11 protein-coding genes are annotated in these 16,843 nt (G+C 75.6%); 4 read left to right on the top strand and 7 right to left on the bottom strand.

Annotated elements, in window-relative coordinates; all coding sequences use genetic code 11:
- Nucleotides 1-87: 87 nt before the first annotated feature.
- The 6 genes from AB0883_RS30535 to AB0883_RS30510 all read right to left on the bottom strand — a co-directional run bounded on the left by AB0883_RS30535 (nucleotide 88) and on the right by AB0883_RS30510 (nucleotide 11,997).
- The gene (locus AB0883_RS30535) at nucleotides 88-1,482 is read right to left on the bottom strand and encodes an N-acetylmuramoyl-L-alanine amidase (RefSeq protein WP_366644731.1); all 1,395 of its coding nucleotides are present in this window, start codon (nucleotides 1,480-1,482) and stop codon (nucleotides 88-90) included.
- A gap of 258 nt (nucleotides 1,483-1,740) precedes the next feature.
- The gene (locus tag AB0883_RS30530) at nucleotides 1,741-3,180 is read right to left on the bottom strand and encodes a hypothetical protein (RefSeq protein ID WP_366644730.1); all 1,440 of its coding nucleotides are present in this window, start codon (nucleotides 3,178-3,180) and stop codon (nucleotides 1,741-1,743) included.
- A gap of 140 nt (nucleotides 3,181-3,320) precedes the next feature.
- Nucleotides 3,321-5,159 carry a family 16 glycoside hydrolase gene (locus AB0883_RS30525; RefSeq protein WP_366644729.1) on the bottom strand — a complete coding sequence of 613 codons (1,839 nt, stop codon included), beginning with the start codon at nucleotides 5,157-5,159 and terminating at the stop codon, nucleotides 3,321-3,323.
- Nucleotides 5,160-5,334: 175 nt separating this feature from the next.
- On the bottom strand, nucleotides 5,335-8,235 hold the full coding sequence (locus AB0883_RS30520; RefSeq protein ID WP_366644728.1) for an AAA family ATPase: 2,901 nt from the start codon (nucleotides 8,233-8,235) through the stop codon (nucleotides 5,335-5,337).
- An 82-nt stretch (nucleotides 8,236-8,317) separates the two neighbouring features.
- On the bottom strand, nucleotides 8,318-8,554 hold the full coding sequence (locus tag AB0883_RS30515) for a hypothetical protein (protein WP_366644727.1): 237 nt from the start codon (nucleotides 8,552-8,554) through the stop codon (nucleotides 8,318-8,320).
- A gap of 86 nt (nucleotides 8,555-8,640) precedes the next feature.
- On the bottom strand, nucleotides 8,641-11,997 hold the full coding sequence (locus tag AB0883_RS30510; RefSeq protein ID WP_366644726.1) for a type 2 lanthipeptide synthetase LanM family protein: 3,357 nt from the start codon (nucleotides 11,995-11,997) through the stop codon (nucleotides 8,641-8,643).
- Between the two features lie 308 nt (nucleotides 11,998-12,305).
- On the opposite strand from AB0883_RS30510, the gene AB0883_RS30505 reads away from it, so the two are divergent.
- From AB0883_RS30505 to fabG, 4 genes are all read left to right on the top strand, one after another.
- The gene (locus AB0883_RS30505; RefSeq protein WP_366644725.1) at nucleotides 12,306-14,123 is read left to right on the top strand and encodes a BTAD domain-containing putative transcriptional regulator; all 1,818 of its coding nucleotides are present in this window, start codon (nucleotides 12,306-12,308) and stop codon (nucleotides 14,121-14,123) included.
- A 172-nt stretch (nucleotides 14,124-14,295) separates the two neighbouring features.
- A complete protein-coding gene (locus AB0883_RS30500) occupies nucleotides 14,296-14,661 on the top strand; it encodes a hypothetical protein (RefSeq protein WP_366644724.1) in 366 nt (121 codons plus the stop codon).
- Between the two features lie 5 nt (nucleotides 14,662-14,666).
- The gene (locus AB0883_RS30495; protein WP_366644723.1) at nucleotides 14,667-15,179 is read left to right on the top strand and encodes a beta-hydroxyacyl-ACP dehydratase; all 513 of its coding nucleotides are present in this window, start codon (nucleotides 14,667-14,669) and stop codon (nucleotides 15,177-15,179) included.
- The gene (fabG, locus tag AB0883_RS30490; protein ID WP_366644722.1) at nucleotides 15,176-15,922 is read left to right on the top strand and encodes a 3-oxoacyl-ACP reductase FabG; all 747 of its coding nucleotides are present in this window, start codon (nucleotides 15,176-15,178) and stop codon (nucleotides 15,920-15,922) included. The genes AB0883_RS30495 and fabG overlap by 4 nt, the downstream gene beginning before the upstream one ends.
- Here fabG and AB0883_RS30485 read toward each other — a convergent pair.
- Complete coding sequence (locus AB0883_RS30485; RefSeq protein ID WP_121401342.1) at nucleotides 15,894-16,730, bottom strand: SDR family oxidoreductase; 837 nt, start codon at nucleotides 16,728-16,730, stop codon at nucleotides 15,894-15,896. The genes fabG and AB0883_RS30485 overlap by 29 nt on opposite strands.
- Nucleotides 16,731-16,843 lie beyond the last annotated feature (113 nt).

Raw genomic sequence — 16,843 nt, 5'->3', positions numbered from 1 at the left:
TGTAGTCATTTAATCTCGTGACCAAGGGGGGGGGGCCCCGCCGCCCCCCCCCCCCCCGGGGGGGGGCCCCCCCCCCGGCCGTGGTGGTCAGCAGCGTGGCACGCCGGGGATGAAGCCGTCGTGGCCGGTCAGGACGTACGCGTCTGAGACGTACCGGTTGGTGCCGATGCGGTCCCAGATGTTGCTCGTGCCGTAGGGGCCGGTCACCGTGGTGCCGACGGCCTGGCAGTAGATGCTGACGGTCGCGCCGTCGGCGACGGAACCCACGACGGCGTAGCCGGTACCGGGACCCGAGCGCACGTTGAGGCTCACCCCCTCGGTGTTCACCGTGCCGGAGCCGACACCGGTCTGCTGGTTCACCAGCTGCATGTAGTAGGCCCAGTTCCAGTTCGGGCCCGGGTCGGTGTGGGTGGCTCCGGGCACCTCGTGGTGACCGATGATGTGCGTCCTGGTCTTCGGGATGCCGTACTTGTTGGCGAGGCTGCGGGTCAGCGTCGCCGACGCCCGGTACATCGCGTCGGTGAACCAGGCCGCGTTGTCGACGTACCCCTCGTGCTCGATGCCGATGGACTGGGTGTTGTAGGTCCAGTTGCCCGCGTGCCAGGCGATGTCCTTCTCCCGCACCGACTGGGTGACCGCCCCGTCGGAGGAGCGGAACGTGTAGTGCGCGCTGGCCTGGGCGGCCGGGTTCTGGAACCAGCTGATCGAGCCGGCGTAGCTGCCCTGCGTCACGTGGATGACGATGTACCTGACGGAGTGGCTGGTGGGTCGGCTGGCCACCGTGTAGTTGCTGGTGCTCGCCGGCGCCCACGCGGCCGGCCCGTAGTCGGTGCTGAGGATGCCGACCCCGTCCGACGCGCCGCCCGGCAGGTCGCGCTCCGGGGCCACCCGGCGGCCGGGGACCTTCGCCACCCCGGCGTGACCGGTCTCGAAGCCGGTGCCGAGCAGGTCGTAGACGGCGTCCGCGTAGAGGCGGGCGAGCGACGGTTGGGACGCGCCGCCGTAGCGGGCGATCGGGGCGTACCACTCGTCGACGTCGTCGCGCTCGGCCGCGGTCAGGCCGGCCTGGTCGGCGTAGGAGCGCAGGACGGCGGCCGCTCCGGCGATGTTCGCGGCGGCGTCGGCGCGCAGCGCGGCGCGGCTGAGCCCGGTCAGCGTGGCCGCCTCGTCCAGGGTGTGCAGCCTGGGATTGCTGACCAGGTGCATCATGCCGTAGCCGCCCGCCGCGCTGGGGGCGCCGCCGTGCCCGTCCAGGCGGGTCTCGGCGTAGCCGAGGGCGACGAGCAGGTCGCGGGGGACGTCGTACCGGCCGGCGGCGGTGTCGAAGGCGGTGGCCAGCCGGGCGGACGCCGGTGGGGCACCCTCCGGGGCGGCCGACACCGGCGCGGCGGCCAGGGCTGATTCGGCAGTCAGGACCAGGGTCGCGGCCAGCATGGCGCTGAGCAGCCCACGCCTGCGTCGCGCGGCGGGTCGAGCAGTCATCTGCACCCCTCCAGATATCCGCCGCCATCAATGAGTATCGGCGGGTGGCGGTAACGTACACCGCGACGGGTGTTGATGTAAACGCCTGCCGCGCCGGTGCTGCTGGATGGCGGAAACCTTCATCCGTGGATGCGCCGAGCCGCCCGCGGGCACCTGCGCACCGAGGAAGCGGGCGCGGCGGCGCGGGTCCCGGCCCCGTCAACCTACTCAGCTACCGCCGGCCGGTGGTGCCCGCGGTGGGCGCCCTGCTGAGCGGCGTCACGAACCGCCGACGCGGGGCACGACCGGGCGGACCGCGACCGGGGCGCCCGGCCGCCCGCCCGCGCGCGACCGGTACTCGGGGACGCCCACGCAGGTGAAGAGCAGCGCCGCGAGGTCGTCCGGCTCGCCCAGCAGCCCCGGGACGTCCGAGTCGAGAAAGGTCATGCCGGAGGCGCCCGCGCCGAGGGCGTACGCCGCGAGGTGCAGCCGGCCCTCGACGAGCCCGGCGGCGAGCTGGGCGTCGCGGTAGCCGCGGTCGTCGAGGGCCGACAGCGGCGCGGCGGCGACGACGACGTAGGCCGCGTCGCCGGCGAGCGCCTGGTCCAGGCAGACCCGGAGCAGCTCGTCGCGCAGGTCACCGGTGCGCAGCGGCGCCGACAGGTCGGGCCACCGGTAGAGGCCGGGCGGCACGCCGTCGACCCCGTGCACGGCGACCCAGTGCGGCACCGGCACGCCGCGCAGGGCCGCCGCCAGGGGCCATTCCAGCAGGAGACGCGGCAGTGTCCGGGACCTGTCCATCCGCCGCTGCGAGCCGCGCCGCCGGACGACCTCGTCGAGCGGGTCGGACGGCGGGTACGCCGACAGCGGCTCCGCCCGTGGCCAGGGCGCGCCGAGCACGTCCCGGTCGCCCGCGCGCTGGGCGGCGGTGCACAGCGGCAGCTCGACCGGCGGCAGCTCGCCGGGGACCGCCGGCCCGGTGGGCCCGATCGCCGGCGCGCCGTCGCCGAGGGACAGCAGGGCCAGCGGGTACTCGTGCACCCCGTCCGCGCCGACGAGCGTGCGCACGGTGGCGTCCGGGAAGAGCGACCGCAGCCGCGGCGACAGGCCGGCGCTGTCGGCGGCTGCCGACAGTTGGGACAGCAGCGTGCCGGCGTCCCAGTAGAGGTGCCGCCAGCCGCGCTCGGCGTAGCGCCAGCCCGTGCGCCACGGCACGCCCGTGACCACCAGCGTCGTGACCGCCCCGGTCGCGGCGGGGGCCACCTGGACGAGCGCGTGCCGCCGCGCGTCGTACCAGTGCACGCCGTCCGGCACCCCCGCGACGCCCCGAGTGCTCGCGTAGACCTCCAGCGGGAACCGCGCCCCCGCCGAGCCGGAGGCGCGGTAGAGGAAGGGGTGGCCGTTGCGTTCGGCGGTGCGCACGACGCCGGCGCCGAGGAAGAGCACGCGGCCGAGCTGCGCCGCGTCGAGGGGCTGCGCGGGGGACGCGACGCCGGCCAGCACGGCGGTCGCGGGGACGCCGGGGTCGGGCAGGTCGCGCGGCAGGGCGAGGACGGCGGGACCGTCCGGGTAGCCCTTCATGGGCGGCGGCAGGGTCCCGGGGTCGTTCGGGACGAGGTCCTGGCGTACGCGCGGATCGTCCACGGGCACGTCCCACTCGCGGCTCGGCTCGTAGGACGTCAGCCGGTGCAGCAGCCCGGCGCCGGTGTCGAGGTCCATCCGGTCATCCTGCCAGCGCGCGGCGCCGGGCGGTGGCCCCGACGGGCGACCCGCACGGCACGCTCCCGCGCCGGTGCGGGAGGCCGCCGGGCGGCCGGGGAGCCGGCGGAGCCACCGCCGACCGCCCCGGCCGGTCCGGCTCAGATCCGGGCGCCGACGTCCGCGCCGTTGGCCGGGCGCAGGAACGGGGAGGTGGGGATGGCGCCGTCCGCCGTACGGGGGCCGGTAATCGTGGCCGGGTCCGTGCTGACGAGCGACCACGTCCCGCCGAGGTTCCACGAGTTGCCGGAGCCGGTGGAGCCGCCGAGCGACACGTCGGTGGTGTTGCCGACCGCGAGGTTGCGGGTGAGCACCGAGGTGGAGCGCGACACGTTGAAGCCGTCCTTGCCGTTGTCCCAGGCGGTGTTGCGCTCGAAGACCAGCGAGCCCGGGTTGCCGTTGTCGATGAACCCGCCGGCCGAGTTGCCCCAGGCCATGCTGTTGCGGGTGACGTGGGCGACCGCCGGGCGCGGATCCGTGCCGCCGCCGTTCTTGAAGCCGTTGCCGTCACCGGTGTAGTCGGGCAGGCCCCAGTAGTTGTAGCCGTTGTCGTAGGCGACGCTGTTCTCGATGAGCACGGGCGACAGGAACAGCCAGGCGTCGAAGCCGTCGTCGGCGTTGCGCCACAGCCGGGCGCCCCGGACGACGTTGCCCGTCCCGGAGCCCTCCTTGATGGCCAGGCCGTCCGCGCTCTCGCCGTTCTTGCGCGGGTCGCGGTTGCCGTAGCTGTCCAGGTCGACGACGTGGTTGCCCGACGAGGCGCCCTGCAGGTGCAGGCCGGTCTCGTAGTTGTCCCGGGTCACCAGGCGCTCGTAGCGGCCGTTGTTGGTGTCCACCCCGAAGATGCCGTACGGGCCGTTGACGATCTCCAGGCCGACGAACCGCCACCAGTCGCCCTCGACGTGCAGGGCGCCCCGGTCGGCGCGGGGGATCGAGGATCCCACGGCCCCGGGGGTGTACGGCATGTTCTCGCCGTCGATGACCACGCGCTCGCCCTGGTAGGCGGTGAGGGTGATCGGCTGGGACTGGGTGCCGTCCTTGAGGATCTTGATGGTGCTGGCCGGCGCGTAGGTGCCCGCGCGCACGGCGATGGTCCCGCCGGGCTGCACGAGGTCGTGGGCGCGCTGGATGGTCCGCAGCGGCTGGGCCAGGGTGCCCGGGGCGGCGTCGTCGCCGTTCGTGGCGACGACCAGCGTGCCGGCGGTCGGCGGGGGCGTGGTCGGCGGCGGCGTGGTCGGCGGGGGCGTGGTCGGGGGAGCGGTGGTCGGGGCGGCGGTGGTCGGCGGGGTGGTCGGCGGGGTGGTCGGGGCGGTGCCGCCGGAGCTGACGCCCACGTCGTCGAAGCTCGCGTCGGCGTGGGCGGTGACCAACGCGATCCGCCCGGCGCCGGTCAGGGTGCCGTTCGCGTCGCCGACCCGTACCCCGTCGACGAACCCGCGCACGGTGCTGCCGGCGGTCTCGATCCGCAGCGTGTGCCACGCGCCGGTGGAGCCGACGCCGGCCGCCGAGCCGAGCACGGTGATCGCGCTGCCGTTGACGGCCTGGAGTTCCGCGCGACCGTCGGCCAGCAGCGACAGCCGGTACATCTTCGTGGAGCTGCTGGCCCGGGCGGCGATGGCGACGAGACCGCCGCTCCCGTACGAGGCCGGCTTGACCCGGGCCCGTACCTCGTAGTCGGTCCAGCTCGTCTGCCCGGCGAACATCCGGGCGAGCTCGCTGGCGGTGTTCGACTGGCGGAGCACCGGCGAACCGTCGGTGGTCACCGACCAGGTTCCGCCCGACTTCGACCAGCCGCCGCTGTCGCCGTCGCCGAAGTCGTCGGAGAAGAGGGTGGCGGCGTGGGCCGTCGAGACCATGCTCGCGGCCAGGGCGAGCGCGGTCGCCGACACGCCGACCGCGGCGACCGCGCCGCGGGTACGTCTGATGCGCCTGTCACGCACGGGGTCCTCCTGGTGCGGTGCGGGAGCGGTCCGGGCCGGCTGACGGCGGTGGTGCGCGCCGCCAGGCGAGGCGCCGGACCACGCGGGAAAGGGCTTTCCCTCCGGTGACGCTAGGGCCGCCCGGACATCGACGTCAACGTTCGTCGATTGCAGGAATGTTGCACCGCGTGGCCGCTCAGCCGCTCTCCACCTCGGCGGCGTACTCGCTGAGCGCGATCCGGTTCGGCAGGCCCGTCTTGCCGAGCAGGCTGGACACGTGCCGTTCCACGGTGCGCGGGGAGAGGTGCAGCCGGCCGGCGATCTCCCGGTTGCTCAGCCGCCCGACCAGCAGCCGAAGCACCTCGAACTCCCGCACCGTCACGCCCACCGACCGCAGGCCGGAGGGGATGTCGCCCGCACCGGAGCGGCGCTGCGTCATGCGTACGCCGGCCTGGCGCAGCAGGGCCCGGCAGGCGCTGGCCACGGCCGGCACGTCGCTGCGGTGGAAGTGCTCCTCGGCGGCGCGCAGCCACTGCACCGGCGTCCCCCACCCGTCGGCGAGGGCCGACTCGCACACCAGCCGCAACGCGAGGTGCCGGCCCATCGCGTACGGCGCCCCGGCCCGCATCGCCTCGGCCGCCGCCGCCTCCGCCTCCTCCCGCCGACCGGACCGGCCGAGCAGCACCGCCTTGGCGAAGAGAGCGAACTGCAGGTCCCAGCGCAGCCTGCTCGCCGAGTCGCCCTGCACCGCCTCGTAGGCCGGCCAGCCGGCCTCGCCGGAGGTGACCTGGAGCAGCACGTGCAGGCCGTGCCGGCCGGAGAGGTGGAAGACCGTCGGGCTCTGCGCCTCGGCGTCGAACGCACGGGCCAACTCGTCCATGGCGCGGGGCCGGTCCTCCTCCAGCAGCGCGCAGAAGGCCCTGGCCAGCCCGTGTACGCGGGAGGCGTGCAGGGCCTGGTCGCCGCTCCACCGGCGGAACTCGGCCAGCGCGTGCTCCATCTCCCGGCGCCGCCCCTGGTGCGCCGCGAGCACCGCGCTGACCAGCAGCACGTACTGGGTGGTCTCCAGCAGCTTCAGCCGGGTGGTCGCGGCCAGCACCTGCTGGACGAGGGCGTTCGCGGTGTCGAAGTCGCCCCGCAGCACGGCGTGCAGGGCGAGGCTCGCCTCCGCCTGGTGGCGCGCGGTCACCGCGCCGGCCTGCGAGGCCCGTTCCCGGGCCTGTTCGAGCCGGTCCAGGCGCGCGTTGCGCAGCGCGTCGTCGTTGCCGAGCCGGATCAGCGCGTGGATCTCCCAGATCGGCAGCCGGTGCTGCGCGGCGATGGCCAGGGCCCGTTCCAGGCACCGCGTCGCCTCCGCCGGGTCGCGGTGCCGGATCAACGCGCCGAGCAGCTGCCAGGCCTGGCAGGCCACCACCGGCAGGGGGACGGTCTCGGCGACGGTGGCGGCCCGGCGGGCCAGCGCCTCGGCGGTGGCGAGCTGGTCCTGCCCGGCGGTGTCCAGCACCAGGTGGGCGGCGACGACGTCGACCGGCGCGGTGTCCTCCGCGGCGGCGTCCGGGCCGAGCAGGGCGCGTGCCTGCTCCACCTGTGCCAGCCCCTCGGCCGAGCGGCCGGCGACCGTCGCGGCCCAGGCCAGCCGGGTGTGCAGCTGCGCCCGCCGGCGCGGGTCGACGCCACCGATCTGGTCGAGGGTGCTGACCGACGCGAGCGCCCGCTCGACCAGCCCCGCCTCCGCCAGGGCGTGCAGCAGCGCTTCGAGGGCGGCCGCGCGGGCCACGGGATTGTCGCCGAGCAGGCCGATCGCGCGGTCGAGCAGGGAGACCGCGGTGGTGGCGCCGCCCTGTGCGATCGCCCGCCGGCCCGCCTCGGTGAACAGCCGGCCGGCCGCCTCCGGCTTGTCGGCCTCCAGGTGCAGGGTGGCCGACACCTGGCACCATTCGCCCGGCAGACCGGGGAAGACCGCCTCCACCGCGTCGGCCATCCGCTGGGCGAGCCGGGCGCGGTCGGCGGGGCCGAGGAGGCTGAGCAGCGCCTCCCGGGTGAGCCGGTGCCGGAAGGCGTACCAGTCGGTGAGCTGGTCGTCCACTGTGACCAGCCGCCCGGCGACGTCGCCGCACAGGTGGTCGAGCACGTCGTGGTCGCTCAGCCCGGTGGCCGCCTGCACCACGGCCAGCGGAAACCGCTGACCCAGCAGCGCGCCCATCGAGAGCAGCTCCCGGGCCTGGGGACCGAGCTGCTCGACCCCCTGCGCCATGCCCCGCGCCAGGGTGCTCGGCAGGGCGGCGGGCAGCTCCTCGGACAGCCGCCAGCCCTGCGGGCCGCCGATCAGCAGCGCGCCGTCGACCATGCCGGCGACGAGTTCCTCGATCAGGAAGGGGTTGCCGGCACTGCCCGTCGCGACGAGGGCGTGCGCGGCCGCCGGCACCCGATCCGGGTCGGCGTCGAGGCAGGCGCCGACCATCTGCCGCAGCCCGTCGTCGTCGAGCCGGCCCAGCTCGATGAGGGTGCACTGACCGCGTTGGGCGGCCGACCGGGCGATCGTCGACGCGGCACAGGGCTCCGCCCTGATCGCCCCCAGCAGCAGGGTCGGTTGCAGGGCGAGGTTGTCGATCAGGTACTCCAGCACGGCCAACGTCTCCGTGTCGGCGTCCTGGAGGTCGTCCAGCAGCATCAGGCAACCCCGCCCCGCGCCGGCCACCCCGGTCAACCGGAGGACGGCCTCGGCGAGGATCACCAGGGACGCGTTCTCCTGGTCGGCCGGCGGCCGGCCCCAGTCGGGGACGAGCCGGCCGAGGATCGGGCCGTACGGTCCGAGCACGGTGGGGTCGACCGGCCCGGACCGGAGCAGCGACAGCAGCGCCTCGGTCAGCGGGCGCAGCGGCACCGCGGTGCCGATCGTGCTGCCCCGGCCCCGCATCACCCGCATGCCCGCCGCGGTGGCCAGCTCCGCGACCCTCGACGCGAGGCGGGACTTGCCCACGCCGCTCTCGCCGACCACGAAGACCGCGCCGCCCCGCCCCGCCCGCGCCGATTCGAGGCTGTTCAGCACCGCGCGCAGTTCGGCGTCCCTGCCGATGAACTTCGAGGAGCGGTACACACTGCGCACGCTATCCGAGGAGACACCCCCGGCCCAACGCGGTGCTGGTCGACGCGGGCCCCGGGCGGTTACCGCGCCGTCGTCACATCGGCTTCTCGGGGCAGCAGGTCGTCAGGGGTGCGGCGTCCGCCGCCGCGCCGGCGTCACCGACGAGACCGCCGATCACCATGCCCACGGGCACGACCAGGCTGGCGAGGGCGGCCGCGCGGATCCCGAACGTCACGACGGGCTGCAGCCACATCGCCCCGGCCGGGTCGTCGACGGGCGCCGCGAAGTCGGTCTCGTCGACCTGGTACGGGGGGAGCTGGTTCTCGGACAACTGTCATTCCTCCTGTTGGTGACTTCGTCGGTTGTTTCCGGAGCTGGCGGCTCCTCTGGAGATCGTCGTCGCTCGCCCGGCGGTCCTCAACCCGTGGGGCGCGGTTCAGGGGTCGGTTCCAGCAGCAGCACCGACGGCACCGGCCCGGCCCCGGAGAGGCGGAGCAGCCCGTACCCGATGCCGGCGAGGCCGGTGAGCAGGCCGGGGGTGGACACGTTGCCCGGGGTCCCGCAGGACGCCCCGTACCGGTCGACGGCGTCCAGGATCCGACCGGCACGTCGCCGCGCCGCGCCACCGCCGCCGTCGAGGACACCGGTCGCCTCAGTGATGCCCAGCTCGCCGTGGCAGAGGCTGAGGTCGTCGAGCAGCGGGCGGTGGGTGAGCAGGCGTACCGCCTCGTCGGGCGCGGGTCCGGGTCCGCCGCCCGGCAGCACGACCCGGTCGGCCGCGCCCCGGGTGCCGGGCGCAGGGGCGTCGGGGGTGCCGGCGTCGGGGGCGAGGGCGTGGTGGGCGAGCGCGAGGCCGGCAGCGCCGCGACACCAGCCGTACCCCGCCGGCCCGTCGCCGCCGGGGGCACCCGCCCGGCGCAGCGCGCGCCGGCCCGCCCGCGCGTAGCGGGCGCCACCGGTGCGGGCGTACCGGCCCAGCGCCCCGCCGATGCCGGCCAGCCCGCCGGCGAAGCCCGGCTCCGTCGGCAGGTCGTCCCGCTCGATCACGTCCACGAGCCGGTCGGCCCAGCCCCGGGCGAGCGCCGCCGCCGGCGCGTGGCCCAGCTCGGCGTGCACCGCGTCCATCGCGGCGAGGCAGCCCGCGCCGCCGTCGGCCCAGGACAGGGCCGTCGAGCCCGCGCTGGCGGCGGCGGCCAGGTCGACCGCCAGGCGGGCCTGTCCGGCGAGCCCAGGGTCGGCCAGCAGGGTGGACAGCCGGGCGAGGCCGTACGCGATGCCGCCGAGGCCGTACAGCCCGCCGGGACCGATCGCGGCGGTCAGGTCCGGGCGCGCGCCGAGCAACCGGAACAGCCCCGGCACCCCGGCGACGGCCCGGTGGGCCAGCTCGGCGTAGCGGGCGGTGCCGGTCACCGCGGCGAGCTGGCCGAGGAAGAGCGCGACCCCGAGGTGCCCGTTGGCCAGCCCCGCCCCCATCGGCAGGACGAGCCACTGCCGGTCGTCCACCAGCTCCAGGCCGAGCCAGTTCACCCGGTCCGGGCCGGTCACGCTCCGGGCCTGGATCTCGTCGGCCAGCGCGCACGCCGTGGCGAGCAGGCGCTCCGGCGACGCGGCGGCGTCCGCGACCGGCCGGGACGTCGGTGCGCCGACGTGCCGGCCGTCGAAGGGGCGACGGGTCGCCAGTGTCGCCGCGACGATCCACTCCTGGCGCCGCCGGTCGGCCTCGTCCAGCGTGGCGATCTTGCCCAGCGCGGCGTCGAGCCCGCAGCGGGCCAGCGGCACGGGCAGCGGTTCGCCGCCCCCGGCGACCCGGACGGTGCGGCTGCCCGGAGTGCCCTCGAACAGCGGGACGTCGCCCGCCCACAGCGCGGCGACCTCGTGTCGCGGGAACTGGGCGAGGAAGGGGTGCCCGTCCACGCTGGACCAGAGGACGCCGAACGCGCGGTCGCGCTCCAGCGCGTCGCCGAGCACGTCCGGGTGGGTGGTCTCGGTGAGCAGGGTGTGGTACGCCGAGGTGGGCCGGGCGACCAGCCGTACCGGGACGTCGGCGCAGGACGCGACCAGTTCGGTGAACTCCCGCCGGTGTGCCCGGATCGTCTCGTACGCCTGCCGGAACCCCGCCCGCAGCGCCGGCTCGTGGGCGACGGGATCGATCGGGCAGTCGCCGACGCGGGGGCGGTTGCGGCCGCCGGCGAAGTCGACGGCCCGGCGGGTCAGCCGCATCCGGTCGGTGCCCGGGTCGGCCCAGTCGAGCGCGCTGACGGGTGCGGTCCCGCCCCGGTCGCCGCCGACGCCGGACAGGTCCATCGCCCCCTGGTCGCCGACGACGATCACCGGCATCAGGCCGGTCCGGTGCACCGAGGCGGTCAGCAGGTCCGCCGCCGGGTCGCCGGTGCCCACCGGCTCGCCCAGCGCGGGGTGGAAGAGCGTCTCGGTGTCCACCACGACCGGTGTGTCGCCGGCGGCGATCAGGTTCTCGTAGTGCATGTCCGTGGCGTGCAGGGCGTGCAGCAGCGCGACCAGGGCGCCCTGCCGGCGGTAGAACCCGTCCGCCTGCCCCGGGTGGCGCAGCGCCGTCGCGTCCACGTACTCCGACCAGCCGTAGCCCGGTCGGGTCAGGGCGGCGACCCCGCGCAGCCCCAGCCCCGGCGCCCGCCGCTCCAGCCAGTCGACGAACCCGGTGAAGCGGACCTGGGAGGCCAGGTCGCGCGGCTTGTAGACGACGCGTCGGCCGTCCGCGAAGCGCAGCACGGTGGTCGTACGGCCACCGGTGTGGGCGTCGCCCAGGTTGCTGCGGACCGCGACGAGCGGGCCGGGGTCGTCGCCGCCGAGCAGGGTCTCCACCAGGTCGTCGCGGTCGGCGACGAACCGGGCCAGGAGTTCGAGCCCGGCGCGGGCGGCCGCCGTGCCGGCCTGCGCCAGCAGGCGGGCCAGCACGGGATAGCGGTCGACCAGCTCGACCAGCCCGGCGGGGTCGCAGAGCTGCGCCACGAAGTCGGCGAAGCGGGCCCGGCCGTCGGCGCCGGCGAGCCGGCCGGCGGCCCGGCGTCGGTGCAGCTCCGAGACCAGCGTGCGGGCCGCGACGGCGAGCAGGCGCCGACCCAGCGCGGCGGCGAACTGGTCGGTGAGGGCGGCCAGGTCGACCGTCTTCTCCGTCGCGATCGGACGGGCTCCGGCGAGGAACCGGTCGGCGGCGACGTCGACGAACGGCCGCAGGGGCGCGGCGAGGGCGCCCCGCCAGTCCGCCGGGTCGGCCGGCGGCCGGGGCGTGGCCGCGGCGGCCAGGGCCGCCTCGACGCTCTGCGCCCATCCCGGGCGGGCCGTCCTGGCGGCGAGGGCGGACCGGTCCTCGGCCAGCAGCGCGCGCAGCGCCGCCTCGTCCAGGCCGACCTCGGCGAGGCGCGTCCCGAGGCCCGACCCGTGCCCGTCCCGCCACCGGGCCAGCTGCCGGTCGACGCCGTCCGCGCCTCCGGGCGTGCCCGTGCCGTCGGCGTTGCCCGTGCGGTCGGGACCGTCGGTAGCCGTGCCGACCGCCTCGTGCGTGGTGTCGACGCCGCGCGTGGTGTCGGCGCCGAGCGTGGTGTCGGCGTCGCCCGGGTCGCCCGCATCCGGGCCGTCCGCGTCGCGTGGGGCGTCGGTGGGGCGTCGGCCCGGTGCGCCGCCGGCCGGGCCGGGCGCGCGTTCGTGCAGCGCGAGCCCCGAGGCCCACCAGTGCGGGGCCAGCCGTACGCCGGAACAGGCGTGATCGGTGGCGCCGGCCGGGGGAGTCGAGGTCACCGTTGCACGGTGCCAGAGGGGGGCGCGGAGTTCATGCGTGGAAACTACTCACATTCGTGCCCCGTTGCTGGCCGCGCCGGTGCGCGCGAGCCCGCCGGGGCCGGCGGACGGCGGGACCGCCCGGCTCGGCGGCGGCTCCTCGCTCCACATGCGACCCGCCCCATCCTAGTCACGATCAGTGATCAATTGAACAGCCAGTGTGACGTCGCCGGGAAATTGAGTGCCGCCCACGCATGTGGACCGTGCCGGTGCCGATGAGTCTTCGGGCGACTGTTCTACCCGGGGCGGCGCGATGAACGGAGCCAGGGATGGAGTTTCGGGTACTGGGGCCGGTGGGGGCCTGGAAGGGTGACTCGGAGGTGGCGCTGGACGGTGCGAAGCAGCGCACCGTGCTCGCGGCGTTGCTGCTCGCCGAGGGGCGTACCGTGCCGGACACCCGGCTGTGCGAGCTGCTCTGGGGGGAGCGCCCGCCGGCCACCTTCGCCGCCCAGCTCTACAACTACGTCTCGCGGCTGCGCAAGTACCTCGGCGCCGAGGTCGACATCGTCCGGCAGTGGTCGGGGTACCAGCTCCGGATCGGCGCCGCCCGGCTCGACCTCGACGAGTTCGAGCGCCTGGCCGAGGCCGGGCGGGAGGCACTGCGCGACGGGCGGTACGCCGAGGCCGCCGAGCGGCTGCACGCCGCCATGTCGCTGTGGCGCGGTCCCGCGCTGTCCAACGTGACCGAGCACCTCGCGGCGGCCGAGGCGCACCGCATGGCGGAGGTGCGGATGGCGGTCCTGGAGAGCCGGATCGAGGCCGACCTGCGGCTGGGGCGCCACGTCCGGCTGGTCCCCGAGATCACCCAGCTCGTCGCCGAGCACCCGCTGCACGAGGGGCTGCGGAGCCAGCTCATGACCGCCCTGCTGCACAGCGACCGGCAGGCCGACGCGCTGGCCGCCTACCACGAGGGCCGCCGGGTGCTCGCCGACGAACTGGGCGTCGACCCGGGGCCGCTGCTCACCGAGGCGTACCGGTCGATCCTCGCCGGCCCCCCGGCCCCGGCGGTCGTCGCGGAGCCGAGCTGGCACGGGGTGCGGCCCGCGATGCTCCCGCCCGGCGTCGGTGACTTCGCCGGGCGGGAGGAGGAGCTGAACGGGCTGCTCCGCGTGCTGACCGCCGAGCCGAAGGCCTGCCCGCCGGTCGCCGTGGTCACCGGAATGGCCGGCGTCGGCAAGAGCACGCTCGCCCTGCACGCGGCCCACCTCACCCGGACCGCCTTCCCCGACGGTCAGCTCTACGCCGACCTCGGTCGCGCGCGGGGCAACGCCGTCGAGCCGTACGACGTGCTCGGCTGGTTCCTGCGCAGCCTCGGCCACGCCGAGTCGGCGATCCCGAAGGGGCTCGACGAGCGGATCCGGCTCTACCGCAGCCAGCTCGCCGGCCGGCGGCTGCTGGTCATGCTCGACGGCACCGCGGACTACGCGCAGGTGAGCCCGCTGCTGCCCGGCGACCCCGGCTGTCAGGTCATCGTCACCAGCCGGCTCCGCATGCCCGAGCTGGCCGGCGCCACGTCGATCGAGGTCGGCACCCTCGACCGGCGGCAGGCGCTCGCGCTGCTCGGCCGGATCATCGGGGCGCAGCGGGTCGCCGAGGAGGCCGAGGCGGCCGCCCGGATCGTCGAGCTGTGCGGCCGGCTCTCGCTCGGCGTCCGGGTCGCCGGATCCCGGCTGCTGGCGCGCCCGCACTGGTCGCTCGGGTACCTGGCGGACCGGCTCGCCGACGAGCGGTACCGGCTGGACGAGCTCCGGCTGGGCTCGATGGACGTCCGGGAACGGCTGGACAGCAGCTACCACCAGCTGGCCGACCTGGGCCAGCTCGCCCTGCGCCGGCTGGCGCTGCTGCGCACGCCGGCCTTCCCCAGCTGGTGCACCGCGGAGGTGCTGGGCGTGTCCCGGCACGCCGGCGAGGAGGTGGGGGAGAACCTGGTCGACGCCCGGCTGCTGGAGATCGTCGAGTCCGACGGCGGCCGGCGGCAGCGGTTCCGCTTCCACGACCTCGTCCGCGTCTTCGCCCGGGAGAAGGCCGACCAGGCCGACCGGATGTTGGTGGCGGGCGCCGGGGCGCTGAGCACGGTGGGGAACTGACCCGAGCCGGCCCCGCCCGGTGCGGCCGGCACGGGGGCGGGGCCGGGACGACGACCAGGCCTCGCGGACGACTCCGCGCCGGTGTGCGAGTCGGCCCCGGTCTCGATCCCTGCGCTCACGCGGCGGGTCGGGACAGTAGAGAAGATATAGCCGCCGACCCCATGGTGGCCTGGTGAACGCCCCGACATCGGCCGACTGCGCGACGGCCGTTCCCATCGACGTGGAGCACGTCGCACCCGACACGATCGTGGCCAGGATCCGCCCCGACCTCGGCGATCCGGTCTTCGCCGGCCACTACCCGGGCTTTCCGTTGCTGCCCGGGGTCCACATCTTCGAGTTCGTGCACCGGGCGGTCCGCGCCGCGGCCCCCGGGCTGACGCTCACCGAGATCGTCAGCTGCCGGTTCCTGCTGCCCTTCCGGGGCGACGACGAACTCGTCGTGACCATCCGCCGCAGCGGCGACCTGTGGCGGGGCGAGGTCGCCGCCGCCGCCGTGCCGGTCGCCGAGGTGCTGCTGCGCTACGCGAGCGAGGAGTGAGCCCCATGATGGGGATCGAGGAGATCAGGCGGATCATCCCGCACCGGCCGCCGATGCTGCTGGTCGACCGGGTCACCGAGCTGGTGCCCCGGCGGCGGCTCGTGGGCTCGCTGACCGTCACCGGTGACCGGCCGCTGCCGATGTCGCTGCTGCTGGAGTCCTGGGGGCAGGCGGCGCTGGTGCTGATCCGGCACGACCGGCCGATGCCGGACGTGCTGACCGACGGCGTGCCGGTGGCCGGCGTCTTCGAGCACATCCGCTTCGGCCGGCCGGTGCTGCCCGGGGAGACGGTGGAGCACCACGTGACCATGAACCGGCTGGTCGCCGACACCGCCTTCGTCACCGGCGAGAGCGTCGTCGGGTCCACCGTGGTGCTGCGGGTGGGCCGCCTGGTCGGTGCGATGCGATCGGTGGAGTCCCTGCGGGCGTCCCTCGACGCGGCGACCCGGGAGTCCCGCGCGACGGCCCCCGCGCAGCCGGCCGAGCCGGCCCCGGTGGCGTCCGGGGCGGCGCGGTGAGCGCCGGCGGGCGGCCCGTCGCCCTGGTCACGGGCGGCTCCCGGGGCATCGGCCGGGCGGTGGTGCTGCGGTTGGTGCGGGACGGCTACGACGTGGCGATGTGCTACCAGTCCAGCAAGGACGCCGCCGACGAGGTGGTCGCGCAGGCGGCCGCGGACGGCGGACGCGTGCTCGCGCTGGCGGTCGACGTCGCCGACGCCGCCGCGGTGCGGGACTTCGTGTCGACCGCCGAGCGGGAGCTGGGCGACCCCGAGGCGGTGGTCACCGTCGCGGGGATCATCCGGGACCGGCCGTTGGCCCTGATGGCCGACGCCGACTGGCGCTCCGTGATGGAGGTGAACCTCGACGGCACCTACCACGTCTGTCGCGCGGTCGTCCGCCGGATGATGCGCAGGCGAAGCGGGTCGATCGTCACGGTCTCCTCGGTGTCCGGGGTGGCCGGCAACGCGATGCAGACGAACTACTCCGCCTCCAAGGCCGGGATCATCGGCTTTACCAAGGCGCTGGCCAAGGAGGTCGGCCGGTACGACATCCGGGCGAACGTGGTGGCGCCCGGCTACGTCGACACGGACATGATCGCCGCCCTCTCCGACGAGCTGGGCGCGATCGCCCGGGACCGGGTGGCCCTGGGCCGGCTCGGGCGCAGCGAGGAGATCGCCGACGTGGTGGCGTTCCTGCTCTCCTCCCGGGCGTCGTATTTGACCGGTCAGGTGATCACCGTGGACGGCGGCCTGTCGATGTGACCGGCCGCCGGCCACGGCCGGCGGCCACCCGTGGGTACCACGGTCCGAGCAGTCGGGTCAGGATCTCGGTGCGGTAGGCGTCCGCCCCGACCAGGATCCGGGCCCGGTTGCGGGCCACCCCGCGCAGGATGGCGCGGGCGGCGTACTCCGCCGAGATGTCGACCGAGCGCTCGAAGTGCTCCCGCACCGCCTGGTAGTCGCGCAGCCCGTCGTTGCGGGCGTTGCGCATGATGTTCGTCCTGATCCGGCCGGGATGCACGCAACTCACCCTGACCGGCACCCCGTCGGCCCGCAGCTCCTGCGCCACCGCCTCCGTGAAGCCCCGGACGGCGAACTTGGCGGCGTTGTACCCGCTCTGCATCGGGGCACCGGCCAGCCCCAGCACGCTGGAGACGTTGACCAGGTGCCCGCGCGACGCCGTCAGCAGCGGCAGGAACGCCCGCGTGCCGTGCACGACCCCCCAGAAGTCGACGTTCATCACCCATTCCAGGTCTTCCCAGGCCCCGTCGGCGACCGAGGCGAGCAGGGTCACCCCGGCGTTGTTGACGACCAGGTCGGCCCGGCCGAAGTCGGCGTCGACCCGCTCGGCGTGGGCCAGCACCGCGGCCCGGTCCGTCACGTCCAACCGGTACCCGCGCACCTGGCCGTCGAGGCCCGCGCAGCACCGTACGGTCTCCCGCAGCCCCTCGTCGTCCACGTCGGAGACGGCGAGCCGGGCCCCCCGGGCGGCCAGCTCGACGGCGAGCGCGCGGCCGATGCCCGAGCCGGCGCCGGTGACCACCGCCACCCTGTCAGTGAAGTCTCTCATCCTGGACCTTCTCGCTCGGCCTTCGGGCCTCGGCGGTCCGCGCCCGACGCAGGCTTCCCCCGCCGGCTATGGCATTCCTATGCCGCGTCGATATGTAGAGAAGCTATGAGGCG

This window comes from Micromonospora sp. NPDC047812 (assembly GCF_040704175.1).
Lineage (GTDB): Bacteria > Actinomycetota > Actinomycetes > Mycobacteriales > Micromonosporaceae > Micromonospora.
This window is presented reverse-complemented; position numbering and strand designations above follow the sequence as displayed.